The following is an 18,365-nucleotide window of genomic DNA, read 5'->3' as shown; positions in this document are numbered from 1 at the left end:
CTTCATTCCGTGAACAATTCGGTGATGAGCGTGCGGCGCTGCGCCCAGTCTGCCGTGCGCAGGTCGACGTATCCGGACTCGGTGACGATCAGATCGATGTCGTGGGCGGGTGTGGAGGCGGGCCGGCTGAGCTGCGCGACCAGGGGTGGGCGCCCGTTTACTCTCGTCGGAACGGCGATGATCGACAGTCCGCCGCTGCTCATTCGGGCTGCGGCGCAATAGTCGGGGTGCCCGCCGATGCCACCGATCACCTTGTCGTGCACGCCCTCGACGTTGACCTGCCCGTATTGGTCGATCTCGATGGCGGTGTTCACCGCGACCAGCGGTGCGCCGCGCGACAGTCGGGTGAAGTCGTGGGTGTAATCGAGCCCATGCAAGATGGGGCGCCCGTCGGCCCAGTCGTAGAGCGTGTCGCTGCCCAGCAGATACGTGGCGGACGGGGTTCCCGCCAGCAGGCCACGTCGGTCGAGGTCGACGACAGCGTCGGTGAGTAGCCCGGTGTCGATGTGCAGCGGCTTCCGCGCCCGCCGCAGCAATGCAGTGCCGAGCTGCCCCGGGCCGTACTGGATCCGGGCGCCCTCGGGGAGTAACTGTAGTACCGCGTCGGCGAGGGCATCGTGAATCGGTTCGGGCCCGCGCCGCGGTGTTTGCACCGGTCCGCTCCCGACAGCGCCGAGCACCTCGACGCGCGACGGGTCGAGTGGAGGCCCGGCATCCGCCGCGGGCGCCGAGGTGTCGATTACCGCGAGAGTCTTTGCGCCGCTGTCGATTACCGCGCGCTGCCAGGACACCTCGGTGCCGAACTGCAGCAATCCGTCCCGACGTACCAGCCGGGTGAGCAGCACGTCGGGCCGCAGCACGTCAGCCAGCAGCGCGGGAATCGCCGCCAGCCGCGTCGGTAGGAAACGCGCCTTCGGGCTTTGCAGTACCTCGCGCACGCCCCATCCCGGCATCAACGCAACCACGTCGGCGAATGCGTCTGCGTCGAGGCCGTCGATCGGGGCGGCCAGCCAGCCCAGCACCAGGCGCACCGCGCCGACCTCGCTGGCGGCGATGCTCAGCGCCGCGCCGACCGATGCTCCGTCGTCGAGGCAGCTAAGCGCGCCCACTCCGTCGCCGAGGGCAACCGTCATTCCGGGACGCAGCGCGGCGCGCAGCGCTGAGGTGAAGTCGGCCGCAGTCAAACTCGCTGTCATCGTGGTTCTTTGGGGAGCCCGAGTACCCGCTCACCGAGAATGTTGCGCTGAATCTCGCTGGTTCCGCCCAGGATCGTCTGTGCTCGTCCGACCAGCATGTGGTGTACCAGGCCGTCGTCCTCGGGGTCTGCGCACGCGTCGGTACCGAGCACCTCGGTGGCCATGTCACCCAGGTCCTGGTCCGTTTCCGACGTCATCAGCTTGAGCACCGAGAAGGCCGGCGACGTCAGGTCACCCGAGTCGATGGCGCGCTGCCAGGTGTAGCGGAGCAGCCACATCCTGGCCCAAAGCCGGGTCATCGACCTCGACAGCACCGGGTCGAGCAGGTCGTGGTCGCGGGCCGCATCGACCATGCGCTCGTGCAACCGGAACATCGATACTGCCTGCGAACCCAACGTCAGGCGCTCACGGCCCAGCGTCACCATCGCCACCGTCCAGCCCTGACCAACCTCACCGATCAGGGCGCCCTCGTCGAGTTCGGCGCCGTCGAAGAAGACTTCGTTGAACTTGCTCTCGCCGTCCATCTGCGTCAGCGGGCGCACCGTGACCCCCGGGATGTCCATGGGCACTACGAACATCGACAAGTCGCGGTGCTTGTCCGGCCCCGTTCGGGCGAGCAGCAGCCCGAAGCGGGCCGAGGCGGCCGCCGAACTCCACACCTTCTGACCATCGATCCGCCAGCCGGTGGCAGTGCGCTCGGCCCGCGTGCGAACACCGGCGAGGTCTGAGCCGGCGCCGGGCTCGGAGAAGAGCTGACACCAGACATCGTCGCCCAGCCTGATCGGTTCCAGGTAGCGATCCTTCTGCTGCTGACTGCCGAACTTGATCAGCACGGGTCCAACCAAGTCGGCACCGGTGATGTTGAGCTGGCGGGGCACTTCGGCTCGCGCGCACTCCTCGGCGAAGACGGCCTGATACGTCACTGTTGCTGCGGCACCGCCGAACTCGCGCGGCCAGTGCAAGCAGGCGTAGCCGTGGTCGGCGAGGTAGCGGTGCCAGATCCGGCCAGGTTCGACGTCGTCCGCGGTGGGCGTGGGCCCGTAGTTCCGTAGACCTGCGGGCCTCGGTGCGTTGTCCAGGAACGAGCGGATCTCCGCGCGTATTGCGCCGACGTCTTCTAGGACGTCAGGGGTAGCCGACACCGGTCACTCCTTGGTGTAGGACGGGTCGGAATCACTTCCCGTCGAGATAGTCGTTGTATTCGTCGCGGACCGACTCCATCGCATTGAGTCGACGGGCCAGCAGGGTGATCTCGGCATCGCGGTGAGACGGGTCGCATGTACCGGCCTGCAATTCCTCGAGCCGGGCCCGGGTGCGACCGATCTCCTCGACGAGGCGTCCGCGGGCCTCGTCCTTGGTGAGTAGGTCCTGTTCGGTCCAGTCCGACTGCGGAAGTTGCTCGATCCGCTCTACGCTTGCCCGACCGGTCGCCCCGTCGTCGGTCACAGCCGGTCACGCCGCCCGCGGAAAGTTATAGAACTCACGGGCGTTCAGTTCGACGATGCGGTGCACCTCGTCGTCGGGCACCTTCTCCAACGCCTGCGCCGCGCGCTCTCGGCTCTGAGGCCAAAACGAGTCGGAGTGCGGATAGTCGCACTCCCAGGTGATCTTGTCGACGCCGATCATGTGGCGCATCTCCACGCCGAAGTCATCCTCGATAAAGCAGCCGTGAATGTGCTTCTTGAACAGGTAGCTCGGCGGGTGATCCTGGTTGATGTTGTTGTAGAAGCGGTGCTTACGCCACACGCTGTCGCAGCGCTCCAGGATGTAAGGGATCCAGCCGATGCCGCCCTCAGACAGGCCGATCTTCAACTTCGGGTGCCGGTAGAGGGTGTTGGAGAACAGCCAGTCCGTCATCGAGGTCATCGACATGGTCCCCATCAGCGTGATGAACACGGCGAAAGGCGCGTCGGGAGCAATCGGCGGTGGGAAGCCGCCGGAACCGAAGTGCTGAGCCAGCACCATGCCGGTTTCCTCCATCGCCGAGAGCACCGGATCCCAGTGATCGGAGTGCACGGAAGGCAATCCGAGTCGGTCGGGCAGGTCCGGGAACGTCACGCACTTGGCGCCCTTCGCGGCGACGCGGTGGATCTCCTTGACGCTGGCCTCGAGGTCCCAGAACGGCAGCATGGCCACCGGGACGAACCGGTCGGGCGCCGTGGCGGCCCACTCATCGAGGTGAAAGTCGTTCCAGGCCGCCGAACACAACTTGGCGAGTTCCTTGTCCTCGCCCTCGGCGAACACCGCGCCGGCGAATCGGGGGAACGACGGGAAGCATGTCATCGCCTGCACACCGTCGATGTCCATGTCGGCCACCCGTGCCTTGGGGTCATAACAACCGGGGATCATGTCGTCGTAGCGCACCGGTTCGATGCCGTACTCCTCGGGCTTCTTGCCCGCGACGGCGTTGAGGCCGATGTACGGATAGATCCGGCCCTCGTATTCCCACACCTGACACATCTGGTGGGTGTCGGGGCGTTCCCACTCGATGATTTTCGGGCCCGCCTCCAGGTGCTTGGTGGGGAGGCGATCACTCCACACCTTCGGATGTTCGATCAGGTGATCGTCGACGGAGATCAATTCCATCCAGGGCTGTAGCGGCACGGGTGGCTCCTCAAGGACATTTCAATGTGCCAAAATATAAAAACATTTAGTTATTTCGAGAGTAGTTTATCGTGCGCTGCCGCTGCAAGCAGATCCACACCGCGCCGACCCGCGGAGATGGGACAGCGGCATGGAGGCAGCTATCGCGGGCGGGCCTCAGCGGTGCTCGGCAGATGGGATCGAATAGTGCGCCTCGGTGACGAGCTGGTGCACAAGACGATCGACCGGTGGGTCGTAGAAGCCTCAGGGCCGCGGCGATTGCAGACCGTAGAGAATGAAGTCCGTCAGTTCGGGCTTCACCCGCTGCGGCGATGGCCGTGTGTGGCCGTCGGGATAGGTAAGGGGCAGAAGGGCCGAGACGGCACCCACGAGCAAGAACCCCATGCGAACGATGATCTTCGGATCGGCATCGCGGAGGCCTTGCTGGCCGAGATAGGCCTCCATGTCGATCGCAAGAGTGTCGAACAGGGACGACAACCGCTCCCGGAATTCCTTTATCTCGGGCGCAGCCCCATGTGTCGCAAGTGCTTCGACGGTCGCCCGTGCGAGCGCACCTCGGTCGGGCAGTGCCGCCGACAGATCGTCGATGTATCTGCCGATCGTCCCTTGGAACGACGTGTCGCCGGGCAGCGTGCCGCTTTCCCATCTGTCCACCAGGCCACTGATGAACGAGGCCATCGGCGTAAGCACAGCCTCGACGAAAAGTCCGGTCTTGGAACCGAAGTAGCGAAAGATCAGCGTTTCCGACACACCGGCCCGGTTGGCGATGTCCAGTGTCGTCGCGGCGGTGAAACCGACTTCTTCGAATTGCCGCCTCGCGGCCTCGATAAGCGCGGCGCGGGCGTGGCCGCGGCGCACCTTCGGGCTATCCGTCATCGTCAATACGATAGCGACCATGCTGCTTTGCCCGTGTCGCCACGCCAACATTAAGTTCAGTGCCACTAGACAAAGCTGGTGGCGCCGTGACAATCTGGGACGGGCCGCAATGTGAAGGGACGACGTCAGTCATGAAGCTGGGTCTGGACGGCAAGCGGGCACTCGTCACCGGAAGTAGTTCGGGGATCGGTGCCGGGATCGCCAGGATGCTGGCGGCCGAGGGAGTGTCGGTGGTTATCCACGGACGCAACGCAGACCGGGTTTCGGCAGTGGCCGATGGCATCCGGCAGAACGGCGGGAAGGCAGCCGACGCGGTGGGCGATCTATCCAGCGAGGACGGCGCGGCGGGTGTCGCCGAGACTGCGGCGGCGGCGTTCGGCGGGATAGACATATTGGTGAACAACGCTGGTGGACCATCGGAGTCAGGGGTGCAGTCGTGGTTCGCGCTCCCGGTGTCGGAGTGGGGAGTCACATATCAGCGCAACGTGTTGTCGGCGGGGTACCTCATCCACGCCCTCACGCCGGCGATGAAGGAAAACGGTTGGGGGCGCATCATCCAGGTCGCGTCCGCGGCAGGCATAATCCCGACATCGGGCCAACCGGATTACGGGCAGTCCAAGGCGGCGATGATCAATATGTCGATGGGCCTGTCAAAAGCTCTGGCGGGCACCGGGGTCACGGTCAACACGGTGATGCCCGGAATGATCATGACCGACGGCCTGCGCGCGTTCTTACGTACTTTCGCTGAGCGCCGCGGATGGGGCGACGACCTCGACCGCGCCGCGGAATACGTGTTGAAAGGAACCGGACAGACCGTTCATCGAATCGGACAGGTCAGCGACATCGCCTATGCCGTCGCGATGCTCGCCAGCACGAAGGCGGACTTCTTCAACGGGATGAACCTCCACCTCGATGGCGGCGGCACCGGATCGATCTACTGACCGATGAGATTCTCGATCGAGTATCCCAGTGATGTTCCGACGGCCAGCGCCGAATTCCGCGAGCCGGCGGTCATGCGGGCGCTCGCCACCCACGCAGAGGCGCTCGGCTTCGACGCGATCGCACTCGCCGAACACCCAGCTCCGTCGATGAAATGGCGGCGGGCGGGCGGCCACGATACCTTCGACCCGACCGTGGCCCTCGCCTTCTTCGCCGCGACGACCACCACGATCCGGTTGATGACGCATCTGTATGTGCTGCCCTTCCGGAGCCCATACATGGCCGCGAAAGCCCTCACGTCGTTGGACATCGTCTCCGGCGGGCGATTGATCGCCGGCGTCGGAGCGGGCTACCTGCGTTCCGAGTTCGCTGCTGTCGGAGCCGAGTTCGACAATCGAACGGCGCTTTTCGACGAATCGCTGGCCGCATTGCGCCGGATCTGGACACACCCCGAGCAGCCGGTCAGCGGATCCACCTTCGCGGCGAACGGTGAAGTCAACCTGGACGCGCCCATCCAGAAGCCGCACCCACCACTATGGATCGGCGGCAACAACAACGCGACGCTGCGTAGGGTGGTCGAACACGGTAGCGGTTGGAGCCCGGTAGTGGCCCCTGCCGCCGTAGCATCGTCGGTCCGAACCGCGACGATCGAAGGCATCGACGACTTCTCGCGGGCAGTGGACACCCTCCGTGATCTCCTTACGGCGTCGGGCCGCGATATAGCCAGTGTTGAAATACAGGTCGCCGCACCGTCGGTCGCCTTTGACGACGCTCGCGCGGTGGACGCACTTGATGAATACGTGAAAGGCATGGCGCGGGCCGGGGCCACCCTGATCCTCGCCCATGTCGATGCGACATCCGCATCATCTGCCGAGACCTATCTGGCGCGCTTCGCGGACCATTTCGGCATGGGGAGTTAGTGATTCACGTCCGTTGCCCTCGCATGAACGCGGCGAAGAAGCCATAGGAAGGATCGTCGGCGTCCATCCGCCCCGTGGCGACGTTGGCGGTGATGGAATCGTCGCGGAGTCTCGCCGGAACGGTCATGTCCTGCGCCCAGTCGATGACGCACTTGCGGTGGGCGATCTTCCATTGACCTTCGCGTTTGGAATAGCGATCGAGATAGCGGCCGCCGGTGATCAGTAGGTACGCGGAATCCTCGCTCTCCGAACGGTGATACGCGATGATGTAAGCCTCACCCTCTGCGCTGCGCGGGCCGGTTATTCGGATCAGGTGGTTCGTAATGTTGTGCTGGATCACCGCCAATTGCGCCTCCATCGACTCGATCGAATCGAGGAATTCCTGCGCGGTGTTGGTGCGATTGAAGCCGTGGTCGTCGAGGGCGTCGTTCTCGTACAGGGTCCTGGCGAGTGCCACGTCGCCACGGTCGACGGCGCGACAGAACTGGAGAACGAGATCGCGAATCGCGTCCTTGGCGATGAGCGTGTCATGCGTGGCTTCGACGGTCGTCGTCATGCCTGGTCCTACCTTTCACATCACCGGGGTCGGGGCAACGCGGCTGTGATCGGCATGCCGTCCTCGACCTGCCGCCACCGGTACTGGGCCTCCTCGACAGAGCAGTCGAGGAGGTCGGTCAACGCCGACCCGAGTATCACCGGGCCGAAAGTCACGACCAGCAGCATCGCGGCAACGGTCCGTAGCTCCTCGGGTCGGGCAGCCAGTCCGTCGGGGGTCTTTTCGCGCACCTGCTCGACGGTCTGATCCAGCGCTTCGGCGAACCACCGCTTGGCATTCGGAGTGGCCTCGATGAGGATGCGTCGGGTGTAGGCGGCCAGCTTGGGGTTGCCCGACATCAAGTCGTCGAACGCCGCGAGTTCCGGGCGGACCGCATCGATGCGTGCGCCGGAGACGGCCCCCGCGGCGTCGACCAGGCGGGCCAACACCCAGGCGCGGACGTCGTCGGCCAACTCGGCTTTCGTCTTGTAATGGTGCTGCACCACTCCGACCGAAACACCGGCGTGTGCGGCCACCTGGCGGATTGTGGTCGCATCGAGCCCCTGCTCGCCGACAAGGTCTAGCGCGGCGGCCCGTACGCGCGCCTTGGTGGTCAGATCACTTTTGTCGATGGTTGGTTTCGCCATGTCTCAACCCGTGGTGTAAATCGTTCCGGCACCCCAGAATTCGACGTATTGCGTGATCGCGGTGTCGAGGTCGTCGACAACGTGCGCGATCTCGATAACAGATCCTACGGGCTGCAGCATGCCGGCTCCCTAGAACGCGCTGCGGTGGGAGCCGCCGTCGACGTTGATGAATTCGCCGTTGATGTAGCCGCCCAATTCGGACGCCAGGTAGACGACCAGACTCGCCTCCTCTTCCGGGCGTCCCACGCGCCCCGCGGGGATGTCGGCGGTCACCGTGCTCAGGACCTGCTCGGGTGAGATGCCGCGTTCTGTGGCAACTTTGGTGACGTACTCGTGCATGCGCTCGGTACCGATCCAGCCCGTGGCAACCGTGTTGACTGTGATGCCGAAACTGCCCAGCTCGTTAGCCATCGACTTGTTCAGCCCGACCGCCGCCGCCCGCGTGCTGTTGGCCAGCATGTGCCGCAGCCCCGCAGGCGGTTCCTTCGCCGCACCCGAGCCGACGTTGACCAGCCGACCCCACCCCTGTCGCTTCATATGCGGCAGACAGGCCCGCGCCATGTACACCAAGCTGATCGTCATGCGCTGGAACGCGTCAATGAGGTTCTCATCCGTGAGGTCGTCGAAGTTCGCGGGGCCGGGGCCATGCACGTTCGAGACCGCGATATCGGGCGGACCGAAGGCCTCGGTCGTCTCGGCCACGGCCCGAACGACATCGCCCTCGAGCGTCAAGTCCGCCGAAACACCAATAGCCGCGCCGCCATTGGCCTGGATGGCCGCGACAGCCTCATCGATCGCCTCCTTGCCACGCGCCACGACGGCGACCTTGCACCCTTCGTCGGCGAACATCTCAGCGGCCTTGCGGCCGACGCCGCGGCTGCCGCCGGAGACGAGCGCGACCTTACCGGCGATTCCCAAATCCATAGTCAGCTCTTCCGTTTTACTGTGTCGGTGCGTTGCCGATTGGCAGCGACGTGGTGGCGGGCGCCTCCGCGCCCATCGCGAACCGTCCCTCGCGGACCCGGTCGCGGTACAAATTGAACGACCAAGCGTCCTGGTCCTGGCCGTAGAACGAAATGCCTCGGCAGTCTCCTTCACCCTCCCAGTGCATCGCCGTCACCCACGAGAACAAATTCGGCCGGGCGTGAAACGGAGCACCGTTGAGGGCCTCGCCGGTGACATCGAGCCGTCGTCCGGTGTCATCGACGCCCGTCACCCGCACCACCTCCGGTCGGCCGGATTCGTGCCGATGCAACACCTCTCGCGACGCCGTCTCAAGTTGCCGCACCACGCCATCGATCACCACGACCCCGCCGACGCAGGCATAGTCCTCCTCCGACGTGCCGGCGCACAGGAGATGCCAGCCGTATTCGGCCGAGGCGACTCCGAGCGTGGTGGTGGCGTATCCCATACCGTCGCCGAGGTCCGGACGCGGACCCCAGGAGCGGTCCCGGCCGACATATGAGTCGACGACGTGACGCTCGTCGTCGATCTGCAGCCACCCGCTGGCGTGACCGAGTTGGTCGTAGTGACCCTTGCCGAGGAACCGCAGGTCGTGCCTGAGGACCTCGTAGGGCGGCGCAATGCCCTCCCATGTCACGTCGAACGACACCTTCTGCCGGATCGACGTGGGCGAGGTGTAGCGCAGCCGGTAGCGCATCAGCGGTTCGAGACATTCGATGCTGACACCATTGGCGAACGCCACGTCGGGCAGACCGCCGTCAGGCATCGGCAGCTGCTGCTGCCAGTCGTAGACGCGCATCTGGAACGGAGATGCGGCGAAGCCCTGCCAAACCGCGACGCCACATGCGGAAATGCCCAGATTCGCGCGCAGCCAAGGGTAGACGATGCACGACAGGCCCGCCGCGGGAGCGTCGAAGTTGAAGTAGTACGTCTCCGACCACCAAAAGTCGTCCGAGACCGGAGTATGCAACGCATCGTCGGCGGCCGTGATCATCGACGCCTCGCTGTGAACTCGAACGTGGGCACCAGCCGACTCTTGCACCCCTGGGGAGACATGTCAATGCTAGTGTATTGAAACCGATACAAACACATCGTCGCCCGGGTATGCTGAGGCCGACGGGGCGGATGAAAGGACGGCGATGGACCATCTCGACCTGGTTGCCGATGACGACAATCCCGTACACGGGATCAGTGCCCCGGACGCATTCTGGAGTTCCTCCAACATCGGTGAGGCGATGCCGGGCGTTATGACCCCGCTGAGCTGGTCGATTTGGAGTGTGCCCGCCGAGTGCAGCATGCGCGAACCGTTTGTGTCGATGGGAGTTTTGCCGCGCCGGGAGCGGGGAGTGCCGCACGACCCCACCGAACGCGCGGTGAACATCTTCTTCGGCAGGGTGGCCGGCCGCGTGGATTTCCTCACGCGGATGGGGGATTCGCTGCCGGGGACCACGGGTGCACGTCTGGCCGAGCGCATCTACGGGATCGTGCCGCCGGGCTACCGCCCCCAGCGCCGCCGCCGTCGATATCCGTTGATCGCGGTGCGGTCCACGACTGCCTTTCTCACGCTGCCGCGCACGCTGCTCGAGAACCAGCGCAAGATCGATCAGTGGTGGCGCAGTCGTATTGGTTCGGTGGCGACCATGAGCCACGCCGAGGCCATCATACAGTTGGCTGATGCACGAGAACGCTTCCTGCGCAGCGTGATTCTCGACGGCGAAGCGGTCGCCTGCGTCGTGCAACCGGCGTTCGAAGCACTTACGGCCTTGGTTCAACACGCCGGGGTGGGGGATCTTACCGCACTCACCAGCGGGTACGGGGAGCACGCCGAAACCGCCATGGTCCAAGACCTTTGGAAGGCCTCGCGGGGCGGGCTTTCCGTCGAAGAACTGTTGGCGCGGCACGGCTACCACGGCCCCAGCGAGGGTGAGCTGTCCGGCCGCGTCTGGCGTGAAGACCCGGCCCCATTGCGAAGCGCGCTCGCGGGCTGGTCGGCCATGGCCGACGATGCCGACCCGGTCACCGCTGAGCAACGCAAGCGCCAAGAACGCCTTGCGCTCGAAGCGCGATTGCTCGCCAGTCTGCCTGTCTGGCAGCGGCCGCTCGGGCGTCTGGTGTTTCGGATGGGTGAGCGGGGGATACCGATGCGGGGCGTAGCCAAAGCGGCGTTCCTGCAGTCGCTGGACATGGCACGGGCGTGCGCGCGCAGGATCGGTGTGTTGCTGGCCGAACGCGGTGTCCTGGCCGATCCCGAGGACGTGTTCTTCCTGACCGTCGACGAGATCACCGCCCCGCAACAGCATGATTGGACCGCTGTGGTGGCCCGTCGTCGAGAGCGCCACGATCAATACCGGGCCATGGCACTGCCGGAAACCTGGCAAGGCATGCCCACCGCACGCGAAGATTCCTCCACCGAGCACATCACCGAACTGCAGGGTGTCGGAGCCAGCGCGGGTGTCGTCGAGGGGCGGGTAAAGGTGATCCTCGACCCGGCGGATCCGGGCGCCGACGTGGAACCCGGGGAGATCCTGGTCACGAGGATGACAGATCCGAGTTGGGCATCCTTGATGTTTCTGTCCAGCGCGCTGGTGGTCGACATCGGTGGGACGTTCAACCATGCGGCAATCATCGCGCGGGAGTTGGGAATTCCCTGCATCGTCAACACCAAAGACGGCTCCCGCGCGCTGCGCACGGGCGACTACTGCCGCATCGATGGAAGCACCGGGACCGTGCAGATCCTGGAACGCGCGCAGCCCTCGGCTGAGGGCTGAGCCTCACGCATGACCCGCCGCCGCTTCGTCCTCGCGGGTCAGTCCCGCGGCTTCGATCAGCTCCTCGTGCAGTTCGAACCACACAGTGTGATACGAGTCGACAATCGGGCGGGTGAGCCAAGCAGTGTCTCCTGAACGGACCTTCTCCAGCGCGGTGCGCAATTTGTCCGCGTAGTCGGCCAGTCGCGGGAGTTGCGTTGCCACCGAGGCGATTATCGGCAGGGTCCGTTCGTGGACGTGATCCAGGCGTCTCAGCACACCGGCGTCGTAGTCGGGGTCGTCATGGGGGTTCGGTGCGCCACCCTTGAGTTGCCAGTCCGAAACCAACGCCTTGAAATCGGTATTGACGTCTCGGAACTCGTTGTACGCCGCGGTCACGGAAGTCTGATTGACGGCCGCCCGCTCCTCGGCCAGCAGCTCACCGAGTCGTGCGCGTCCCTCTGGAGTGATGCGCAGGAACTTGCCTGCGACCAGAAGGCCCGACTCGCCGAGGGCATCGACGACGCCGGCCACAGAGGCAGGCTCCTGGCCGAGGGTCGCTGCCAAATCGTCGGTAGCGATACGTCCCTTCAGCCGAACACCCTGTAGCACCGCGAGTTCAGTCATCGTCACCTTTCGACCGTTGCGCGAGATGGACGGCGGCCAGCATCGCTATCAGGCCCGGATGGTCACTGCTGTCGTGCCCTTGCGCGCGATGGTGTTTGCGGGCAATCTCGGTCAGTTCGTTCAGGTCCGGGGTGTCGCTCTCCGACCACGCGGTGAGTTCGAGTATGCCTTCGCGGATTTCGCCTTCGTTACCGTCGACGGTGACGAGCCTGCCGTCGAGTTCTTCGGCCACGCCGCGACCGCAGCCCACCACTGACGGCCTGCCCAGCTCCCGGCTGACGACTGCCGCGTGGCTTGTCGCCCCTCCGATCTCGGTCACGATGCCACGTGCAGCGAGCATGCCCTGCACGTCGTCGGGACTGGTGGTCGTGCGCACCAGGATCACGTCCTCGCCGCGTTCGGCGACGTCGATGGCATGATCGACGTCGGTACACGCCCTGCCGGTCGCGACTCCGGGACAGGCCGCAAGTCCCGATGCGAGAAGCGGTGCAGCGAGCCGGGTTTCGGGCTGTAGAGCGGGCAGCAACAGACTCCGTATGTTTTCGGGAGTCACCCGCAGCAGCGATTGCGCGTCATCGATCAATCCCTCGCGTCGCAACGCCAGGGCAAGGCGTACTGCGGCTTGCGCGGAGCGTTTGGCCGCCCGTGTCTGCAGTAACCACAGCCTGCCCTCCTCGACGGTGAACTCGATGTCCTGGACGTCGCCAGTTGACTTCTCCAGCCTTCGAGCGGCGCGCATCAGCTCGTCGTATACCGCAGGAAGCCGGTTCGCCAGAGCTGAGATGGATTCGACGTCCATGCTGCCGGAGACGACGTCTTCGCCCTGTCCGCCGGCGAGCCACTCTCCATATGGCGTGTCCACGCCAGTTCTGGGATCGCGGGAGAACAGCACTCCGGTACCCGAATCGGCGTCCCTGTTGCCGAACACCATGGCCTGGACGACTACCGCGGCGCCTGCACGGTCATCGAGACCCCGGTGTCGTCGATAGGCGACCGCCCGGTCGCCGGTCCATGATCGAAACACGGCGTCGATGGCCTCGCGCAGCTGTCGATGCGGATCCTCGGGAACCACACCATGGTCGTCGCCCAAAACGATGCTGCGATACATCCGCTGGAACCGCTCGTGGACCGCGCTCGCGAACGCTGGTGAGGACGCCTCGGCCAAAGCCCTTTCCGCGGCGTCGTTGATGCCGAGGTTCAGCACCGTGTCGAGCATGCCGGGCATCGATTGCGCGGCTCCGCTGCGCACGCTGACCAGCAGGGGCCGCGGCCCGGTGCCGAATGTGCGTGACGTTTCGGCCTCGAGCCAGGCCATCTGAGCACGCACTTGTGGCCAGATGCTCTCGATGGTGCCCTCGGGATCGTCAAACCAGCGCGCGCAGACGTCGGTGGTGATGCAGAATGCCGGTGGTACGGGCATACCGCGCTGTCGCATCGCATTGATGCCGAAGCCCTTGTTGCCGAGAACTTCTCGCGGTTGGCCCGCGGAACCGTCCAGCCGAACCACGTCCGTGGCGGGCGCGGCATCGCCGCGACGATACACTTGTGTCACAAACCAATACAAACACATCGTCAGCCCGAGCGGCAAGGGGTTGACCGCGGGTTGCGCGATGCTCGGCCCCTTCACCGCCTACTGTCTTTGTCAGCGACCGCCAACCCCGGTTTCGGTAGCCGGCACACGTCCAGAAAGATCCCGAACGGAGCGATGGATACCACCCCGCGACAACGAATCCGCCACGCGGCCATGGAGCTGTTCGGCGAGCGAGGTTACCGCGGACCGACCCTCAAGGCGGTCGCCGAACGCGCCGATGTGTCGCCCGGTCTGGTACAGCATCATTTCAAGACCAAGCAGCGTCTGTTGTCGGAGGTGCAGGCCTGGGTGTCACAACAGCTCACCGACATCGGCGCCGGCCTGCTTCCTGGAGAGGCGAATCTGGGTGTCGATTCAGCTCGCTACGACGCATTCCTGGTTGCCAATCCCGTTGTGGCCGCTTACCTTCGGCGCAGGCTACTTGAATCCACCACGACCGATGACGCCGAATGGTTCGGCGGCGCCGTTGAGCGCCGCCGCGAACGCATTGCCGAGGCTCGGCCAGATGGGCAACATCTCGACGTGATGGCGGCGATGGCCGTGCTGATCGACGTGGCGCCTATCCTGCTGGGCCCGCTGCTCGAGCAGGCGCTGGACTGTGATGCTGCCGAGCTGGCGACTCGGTGGCGGCAAGTGGAGACGACTCTGCTCGGCCTGCCGTTCGACGACGCCGATTGACGGCAGCGGTCACAGGATCCCGTCACAGGATTTTCGCCTCGGCGGCGAGACGGTCCCAGTGTTGAGCGGGGGATCCCAACACCACCTCGTCCGTGCGGGCGCGCCGGAAGTACAGGTGCGCGGAATCCTCCCAGGTGAAGCCGATGCCGCCGTGAATCTGGACGTTCGCTTTCGCCGCATCGCGCAGCGCCTCTGAGCACACCGCCTTGGCCATGCTCGCGCGCCAGTCCGCTTCGCCGGCAGTTGCAGCATCCGCACCGTCGAGAGCTTCCAGGGCTGCCTGCGAGGCCGACCGCGCCCACTCGAGACCCACCAGCATGTCGGCGCACTTGTGCTTGATGGCCTGAAAGCTGCCGATCCGCCGCCCAAACTGTTCGCGGGTACGGGCGTAGTCCGTAGCGATCTCGAGCACCCGTTCGCACGCGCCGACTTGCTCGGCCGACAGCACCGCCAGCGTCACGTCAACGGTGCGGCCGACGACGTCACCGATCGGACCGCCACCGGACAGCCGCACCGCCGGCGCCGAGCTCAGCGTGATCGTGGCCATCGGTCTCGTGCCGTCGAGTACGCGTTCGGCCTCGGCGACGACGCCGTCTACGGCCGGGTCGAGCAGGAAGAGCGCCGGTTCGCCATCCTCGGCGGCGGCGACCACGACGAGGTCGTCGGCGGCGGACCCCCCCAGCACGTGGCGCACCGTGCCGTCGATGCGCCAGTCGTCCCCGGTCCGGGCGGCACTGAGCGTCACCGCGGACGGACGCCACAACCCACCGTCGCCGGTGAGGGCTGCTGCGGCGGTGCGGCGACCTTCGATGAGCCCCGTGAGTCGCTTGTCGGCGTCGGGGTCGCGCTCGGTCGAGCCGAGCAGCAGGCCGGTGGCCAGCACCGTGGAACTCACAAACGGCACCGGGGCCAGTGCGCGGCCGAGTTCGTGGGCGACCACACCCAGCGCGGACGTGCCGTAACCTGCGCCACCGAGGTGCTCGGGAAGCGCAATGGCGGCCACCCCCACCTGGTTGCACAGCACGTCCCAAAGTCCCGTGTCGAAGCCGGAGTGCACATCTCCGCCGTCGTGGCCCCCCTCGCCGTACGCGACGGCGCGCACCCGGTCAGCGGATGACAGTCGCTGACAGGCGGAGCGCACGGACTGCGCGAGTTCCTGACGCTCATCAGGGGACAACGCCGTCATCCGTTTCCTCCTGCGATCTGCCGGGCCAGCTCGGACTTGGCGATCTTGCCGAGGCCCGTCAGCGGGAACTCGTCGACGAGGACGAGCCGCTCGGGCCACTTCTGTTTCATCAGCCCGCGTTCGTCGAGGAACGTGCACAGCTCATCCAGGGTGACGTCACGGTGGCGGCGCGAACGACGCACCACCGCGCACACCAGCTCACCGCGCAGCTCGTCAGGCTGGCCGAGCACCGCGATCTCGTCGACCAGGGGGTGGGCCAGCAGTTCATTTTCGATCTCGTCAGGGGCAACGTTTTCGCCCTTGCGGATGATCAGATCCTTGGTACGTCCGGTGACCACGATGCGCCCGTCCGGGCGAAGGTAACCACGGTCGCCACTGCGGAACCATCCGTCCGCGGTGAGCGCGTGGGCCCATTCCTCGCGCTGCAGGTATCCAGGTGTCAGGTTGGCGCCGCGCAACTCGATTTCGCCGCCGGCCCCGATCCGCACCTCCGATCCGGGGATGGGTCGGCCGGCGCTGTTGGCCAGTTGCTCATCGGTGTCGCTGGCCTCGCTGACGCAGATCATCGGTGCCTCGGTCATCCCGTAGGCATGTACGACCGGTACGCGCAGGTGTTCACGCACCTGCTTGTGCACCTCGGGCGGACACGCGGCACCGCCGCCTATCAGCATCCGCAGCGACGGCATCAGCAATTCGGTTGTCGGCGCGGCCATTTGGGCGGCCAGGAGCATCTGGTAGAACGCGGTGCTCGCTCCGGTCACGGTCACGTGGTGCTCGGCAAGTACCCGAGGCAAGTCATCTGCGGAAACCTTGGGGATCAACAACACCGGAAAGTCGCCGAACAGAGCGGTGGCGAGATAGACCATGCCGCCGATGTGGGCGATGGGGAACGCGATGGTGCCGACTTCCCGCGGATGGGCGCCCACACCGAGATGGGTGACATAACCGTGGGCGGCGCTGAGCAGGGTGGCATCGGTGTGCTGTACGGCTTTCGGGCGGCCTGTGGTGCCCGAGGTGAAGTACACCCAGCGTGGCTCTGCTGGGGAGTGCGGCCCGTCGAACGCTGAACTCGCGGCCGGCAATGTCTGGAGTCGGCGGACGAGGTCGGGGGGCACCGAGACCGCCGGTATCCCGGGTGCATTCGCGGCCGTCGACTCGTCAACCAGCAGGATGTCCGCGTGGGCGACGTCGACCGCCGCGCACACCTCGCGGCGTCGATAGAGGTGCAACACCGGCGCCTGAACGACGGGCATGCGGGCCAGCGCCAGCATCACCACCGCCGCGTTGACGTGCGAGGGCATTTGCCATGCGACTGTCATCCCCGGTCTCACTCCGGCGTCCCACAGCCAATCCGCCGCGGCGCGGGACAGCGTGGCGACGTCGGCCACGGTCAACACCTTGCCCGTGACGTCGCGCAACAGCGGACGGTCCGGCCTGCTGGAGGCACACCCATCCAGCAGTGCGGCGATACTGCCAGCCGTCACTGCGCACCTCCCGTCCCACCCACTATGCTCTAAACATTTAACTAATTTGACGGTCGCCGCTCCAACTTTTCGGCATTGACGATCGAAGCGGCCGAATGGGCCGTCGGAGCCGAGCGAATCTCAGGCCCGGTCAGGTCACGCGCTGTCCCGGCGTGAACTTGACGCGCAGTTCGCGCACCGCGTAGACCTCACCGGCGTCCTCGAACAGCTTGGGCTCTTCGGCCAGTTCGAAGTCCGGCAGCCGCTTGAGAACCTGGGTCATCATCACGTCGAACATCATCTTGGCGTAGTGGGATCCAAGGCAGCGGTGCATGCCGACGCCGAAAGCCATCTGCTTCTTGGCATTCGGGCGCGATAGATCCAGCGTGTCGGGGTCGGAGAACATCTCTGGATCGCGGTTGGCCGCCGCCCACATCAAAATCGCCCGGTCGCCCTTGCATAACGACTGTCCATGGAATTCCGCGTCACGCGAGACGGTGCGTGCCAGTCCCAGGGTCGGCGTGTACAACCGCAGCAGCTCGTCGGTGCCCTTTTTGATCAGGCCTGGATCGTCGATGAACTGCCGGCGCAGATCCTTATCCTTGCACAGTCGCAGTAGGACGTTCCCGGTGAACCCACTGGTGGTGTCCATGCCGCCGAGCATCATCAGGACCGTGTACATGGTGATCTGACCGTCGTCGAGCGGCTTGCCGTGGAGCGTGCCGCGGAGGATGTCGCTGAAGAGTTCGTCGCCAAGTCCCTCGGCCCGGCGCTCCTGCATGTGCTTGACGATTTCGCCGAACATCTCCATGCCGGCCATCCCGGCCTTCTCCGGATCGTGGGCACGATCGTGCACGGTGCTGTGCACCCAGCCGACCCAGTCCATGTAACGCGACTCGTCGAAGTTCAACAACCGCAGGATCAGCCGCGCCGGCAGAGGGGTGGTCAGCTCGCCGACCAGGTCGCACTCCCCGCGCTCGATGAACGCGTCGATCGCCTCGTTGGTCATCGCGACCGCGGCCTCGCGGAATCGCTCGGCCGAACCGGGTGAGAACCGCTTGAGGGTGATTTCGCGCAACTCCTGGGTCTCTGGTGGGTCGGACTCGATCGGCAGGATCTGCAGCGGCAGTTCGCTCGCCGGAACGCCCACGGAGGGGAAGGAGTTGAACAGTGCGTCGTCGCGGGCCGCCTCGAACACCGAGGCGTAGTCGACCAGCGCCCAGAAGCCGTCGTAGTGGTCGGAATGAGCGACCGGACAACCCGATTCGCGCATCTCACGGAACTTGCCGTATGGGTCCTCGCGGAACTCTGGGGAGTGGTGGTCGAGGTCCACCTCGGCGCGGCGCCGTGCTTTGGCCTGGATGTCCGTCATTGGCGATGCTCCCTTTCGTCG

General features: G+C 65.5%; 18 protein-coding genes. 4 read left to right on the top strand and 14 right to left on the bottom strand.

Annotation, left to right across the window (positions count from 1 at the left end):
• Window positions 1–2: 2 nt before the first annotated feature.
• The 5 genes from AC0KS4_RS13095 to AC0KS4_RS13075 form a co-directional block, all read right to left on the bottom strand.
• Window positions 3–1,196, bottom strand: a complete 1,194-nt coding sequence (locus AC0KS4_RS13095; protein ID WP_238956088.1) for an acetyl-CoA hydrolase/transferase C-terminal domain-containing protein — start codon at window positions 1,194–1,196, stop codon at window positions 3–5.
• A complete protein-coding gene (locus tag AC0KS4_RS13090) occupies window positions 1,193–2,338 on the bottom strand; it encodes an acyl-CoA dehydrogenase family protein (protein WP_014385018.1) in 1,146 nt (381 codons plus the stop codon). Before AC0KS4_RS13090 ends, AC0KS4_RS13095 begins: the two co-directional genes overlap by 4 nt.
• Window positions 2,339–2,369: 31 nt before the next feature.
• Window positions 2,370–2,642, bottom strand: coding sequence for a hypothetical protein (locus AC0KS4_RS13085; protein ID WP_238956087.1), 273 nt, complete (start codon window positions 2,640–2,642; stop codon window positions 2,370–2,372).
• 6 nt (window positions 2,643–2,648) lie between these two features.
• Complete coding sequence (locus tag AC0KS4_RS13080; protein WP_139826530.1) at window positions 2,649–3,800, bottom strand: amidohydrolase family protein; 1,152 nt, start codon at window positions 3,798–3,800, stop codon at window positions 2,649–2,651.
• Between the two features lie 243 nt (window positions 3,801–4,043).
• Window positions 4,044–4,676 (bottom strand): TetR/AcrR family transcriptional regulator, encoded by a 633-nt coding sequence (locus AC0KS4_RS13075; RefSeq protein WP_238956086.1) that lies wholly within the window; start codon window positions 4,674–4,676, stop codon window positions 4,044–4,046.
• A gap of 131 nt (window positions 4,677–4,807) precedes the next feature.
• Here AC0KS4_RS13075 and AC0KS4_RS13070 point away from each other — a divergent pair, with 131 nt between their 5' ends.
• On the top strand, window positions 4,808–5,617 hold the full coding sequence (locus tag AC0KS4_RS13070; protein ID WP_238956085.1) for an SDR family NAD(P)-dependent oxidoreductase: 810 nt from the start codon (window positions 4,808–4,810) through the stop codon (window positions 5,615–5,617).
• Between the two features lie 3 nt (window positions 5,618–5,620).
• The gene (locus tag AC0KS4_RS13065) at window positions 5,621–6,535 is read left to right on the top strand and encodes a TIGR03619 family F420-dependent LLM class oxidoreductase (RefSeq protein WP_238956084.1); all 915 of its coding nucleotides are present in this window, start codon (window positions 5,621–5,623) and stop codon (window positions 6,533–6,535) included.
• 4 nt (window positions 6,536–6,539) lie between these two features.
• Here AC0KS4_RS13065 and AC0KS4_RS13060 read toward each other — a convergent pair whose 3' ends face one another.
• The 4 genes from AC0KS4_RS13060 to AC0KS4_RS13045 form a co-directional block, all read right to left on the bottom strand.
• Window positions 6,540–7,091: a nuclear transport factor 2 family protein gene (locus AC0KS4_RS13060; protein ID WP_238956083.1), complete on the bottom strand. Its 552-nt coding sequence runs from the start codon at window positions 7,089–7,091 to the stop codon at window positions 6,540–6,542.
• Between the two features lie 20 nt (window positions 7,092–7,111).
• Window positions 7,112–7,717: a TetR/AcrR family transcriptional regulator gene (locus AC0KS4_RS13055; protein WP_238956082.1), complete on the bottom strand. Its 606-nt coding sequence runs from the start codon at window positions 7,715–7,717 to the stop codon at window positions 7,112–7,114.
• A gap of 129 nt (window positions 7,718–7,846) precedes the next feature.
• Complete coding sequence (locus tag AC0KS4_RS13050) at window positions 7,847–8,641, bottom strand: SDR family oxidoreductase (RefSeq protein WP_275254150.1); 795 nt, start codon at window positions 8,639–8,641, stop codon at window positions 7,847–7,849.
• Window positions 8,642–8,657: 16 nt separating this feature from the next.
• Complete coding sequence (locus AC0KS4_RS13045) at window positions 8,658–9,674, bottom strand: hypothetical protein (RefSeq protein ID WP_238956080.1); 1,017 nt, start codon at window positions 9,672–9,674, stop codon at window positions 8,658–8,660.
• Window positions 9,675–9,819: 145 nt separating this feature from the next.
• On the opposite strand from AC0KS4_RS13045, the gene AC0KS4_RS13040 reads away from it, so the two are divergent.
• Window positions 9,820–11,448, top strand: a complete 1,629-nt coding sequence (locus AC0KS4_RS13040; protein WP_238956079.1) for a PEP-utilizing enzyme — start codon at window positions 9,820–9,822, stop codon at window positions 11,446–11,448.
• Between the two features lie 3 nt (window positions 11,449–11,451).
• Here AC0KS4_RS13040 and AC0KS4_RS13035 read toward each other — a convergent pair whose 3' ends face one another.
• Both AC0KS4_RS13035 and AC0KS4_RS13030 read right to left on the bottom strand, forming a co-directional pair.
• Complete coding sequence (locus AC0KS4_RS13035; protein ID WP_238956078.1) at window positions 11,452–12,054, bottom strand: phenylalanine--tRNA ligase subunit alpha; 603 nt, start codon at window positions 12,052–12,054, stop codon at window positions 11,452–11,454.
• The gene (locus AC0KS4_RS13030; RefSeq protein ID WP_238957298.1) at window positions 12,047–13,561 is read right to left on the bottom strand and encodes a pyruvate, phosphate dikinase; all 1,515 of its coding nucleotides are present in this window, start codon (window positions 13,559–13,561) and stop codon (window positions 12,047–12,049) included. Before AC0KS4_RS13030 ends, AC0KS4_RS13035 begins: the two co-directional genes overlap by 8 nt.
• A 198-nt stretch (window positions 13,562–13,759) precedes the next feature.
• Here AC0KS4_RS13030 and AC0KS4_RS13025 point away from each other — a divergent pair, with 198 nt between their 5' ends.
• Entirely contained in the window at window positions 13,760–14,323 is a 564-nt protein-coding gene (locus AC0KS4_RS13025) for a helix-turn-helix domain-containing protein (RefSeq protein ID WP_275254149.1), read from the top strand.
• A gap of 22 nt (window positions 14,324–14,345) precedes the next feature.
• Here AC0KS4_RS13025 and AC0KS4_RS13020 read toward each other — a convergent pair whose 3' ends face one another.
• The 3 genes from AC0KS4_RS13020 to AC0KS4_RS13010 form a co-directional block, all read right to left on the bottom strand.
• Entirely contained in the window at window positions 14,346–15,509 is a 1,164-nt protein-coding gene (locus tag AC0KS4_RS13020) for an acyl-CoA dehydrogenase family protein (RefSeq protein ID WP_238956076.1), read from the bottom strand.
• A complete protein-coding gene (locus AC0KS4_RS13015) occupies window positions 15,506–16,993 on the bottom strand; it encodes a class I adenylate-forming enzyme family protein (protein WP_238956075.1) in 1,488 nt (495 codons plus the stop codon). Before AC0KS4_RS13015 ends, AC0KS4_RS13020 begins: the two co-directional genes overlap by 4 nt.
• A gap of 130 nt (window positions 16,994–17,123) precedes the next feature.
• Entirely contained in the window at window positions 17,124–18,344 is a 1,221-nt protein-coding gene (locus AC0KS4_RS13010; RefSeq protein ID WP_238956074.1) for a cytochrome P450, read from the bottom strand.
• Window positions 18,345–18,365 lie beyond the last annotated feature (21 nt).

Source organism: Mycobacterium sp. NTMscope_MAC_12, from assembly GCF_976985675.1.
Note: the sequence above shows the minus strand (reverse complement) of the source record. Positions and strands in the feature narration are given on the sequence as shown.

What these genes read in the sequence shown, in the direction of transcription:
- AC0KS4_RS13075 (WP_238956086.1), bottom strand. Translation starts at nt 4,676, where the DNA reads ATGACGGATAGCCCGAAGGTGCGCCGCGGCCACGCCCGCGCCGCGCTT.
- AC0KS4_RS13010 (WP_238956074.1), bottom strand. Translation starts at nt 18,344, where the DNA reads ATGACGGACATCCAGGCCAAAGCACGGCGCCGCGCCGAGGTGGACCTC.
- AC0KS4_RS13055 (WP_238956082.1), bottom strand. Translation starts at nt 7,717, where the DNA reads ATGGCGAAACCAACCATCGACAAAAGTGATCTGACCACCAAGGCGCGC.
- AC0KS4_RS13020 (WP_238956076.1), bottom strand. Translation starts at nt 15,509, where the DNA reads ATGACGGCGTTGTCCCCTGATGAGCGTCAGGAACTCGCGCAGTCCGTG.
- AC0KS4_RS13065 (WP_238956084.1), top strand. Translation starts at nt 5,621, where the DNA reads ATGAGATTCTCGATCGAGTATCCCAGTGATGTTCCGACGGCCAGCGCC.
- AC0KS4_RS13095 (WP_238956088.1), bottom strand. Translation starts at nt 1,196, where the DNA reads ATGACAGCGAGTTTGACTGCGGCCGACTTCACCTCAGCGCTGCGCGCC.
- AC0KS4_RS13040 (WP_238956079.1), top strand. Translation starts at nt 9,820, where the DNA reads ATGGACCATCTCGACCTGGTTGCCGATGACGACAATCCCGTACACGGG.
- AC0KS4_RS13025 (WP_275254149.1), top strand. Translation starts at nt 13,760, where the DNA reads ATGGATACCACCCCGCGACAACGAATCCGCCACGCGGCCATGGAGCTG.
- AC0KS4_RS13035 (WP_238956078.1), bottom strand. Translation starts at nt 12,054, where the DNA reads ATGACTGAACTCGCGGTGCTACAGGGTGTTCGGCTGAAGGGACGTATC.
- AC0KS4_RS13070 (WP_238956085.1), top strand. Translation starts at nt 4,808, where the DNA reads ATGAAGCTGGGTCTGGACGGCAAGCGGGCACTCGTCACCGGAAGTAGT.
- AC0KS4_RS13050 (WP_275254150.1), bottom strand. Translation starts at nt 8,641, where the DNA reads ATGGATTTGGGAATCGCCGGTAAGGTCGCGCTCGTCTCCGGCGGCAGC.
- AC0KS4_RS13060 (WP_238956083.1), bottom strand. Translation starts at nt 7,091, where the DNA reads ATGACGACGACCGTCGAAGCCACGCATGACACGCTCATCGCCAAGGAC.
- AC0KS4_RS13045 (WP_238956080.1), bottom strand. Translation starts at nt 9,674, where the DNA reads ATGATCACGGCCGCCGACGATGCGTTGCATACTCCGGTCTCGGACGAC.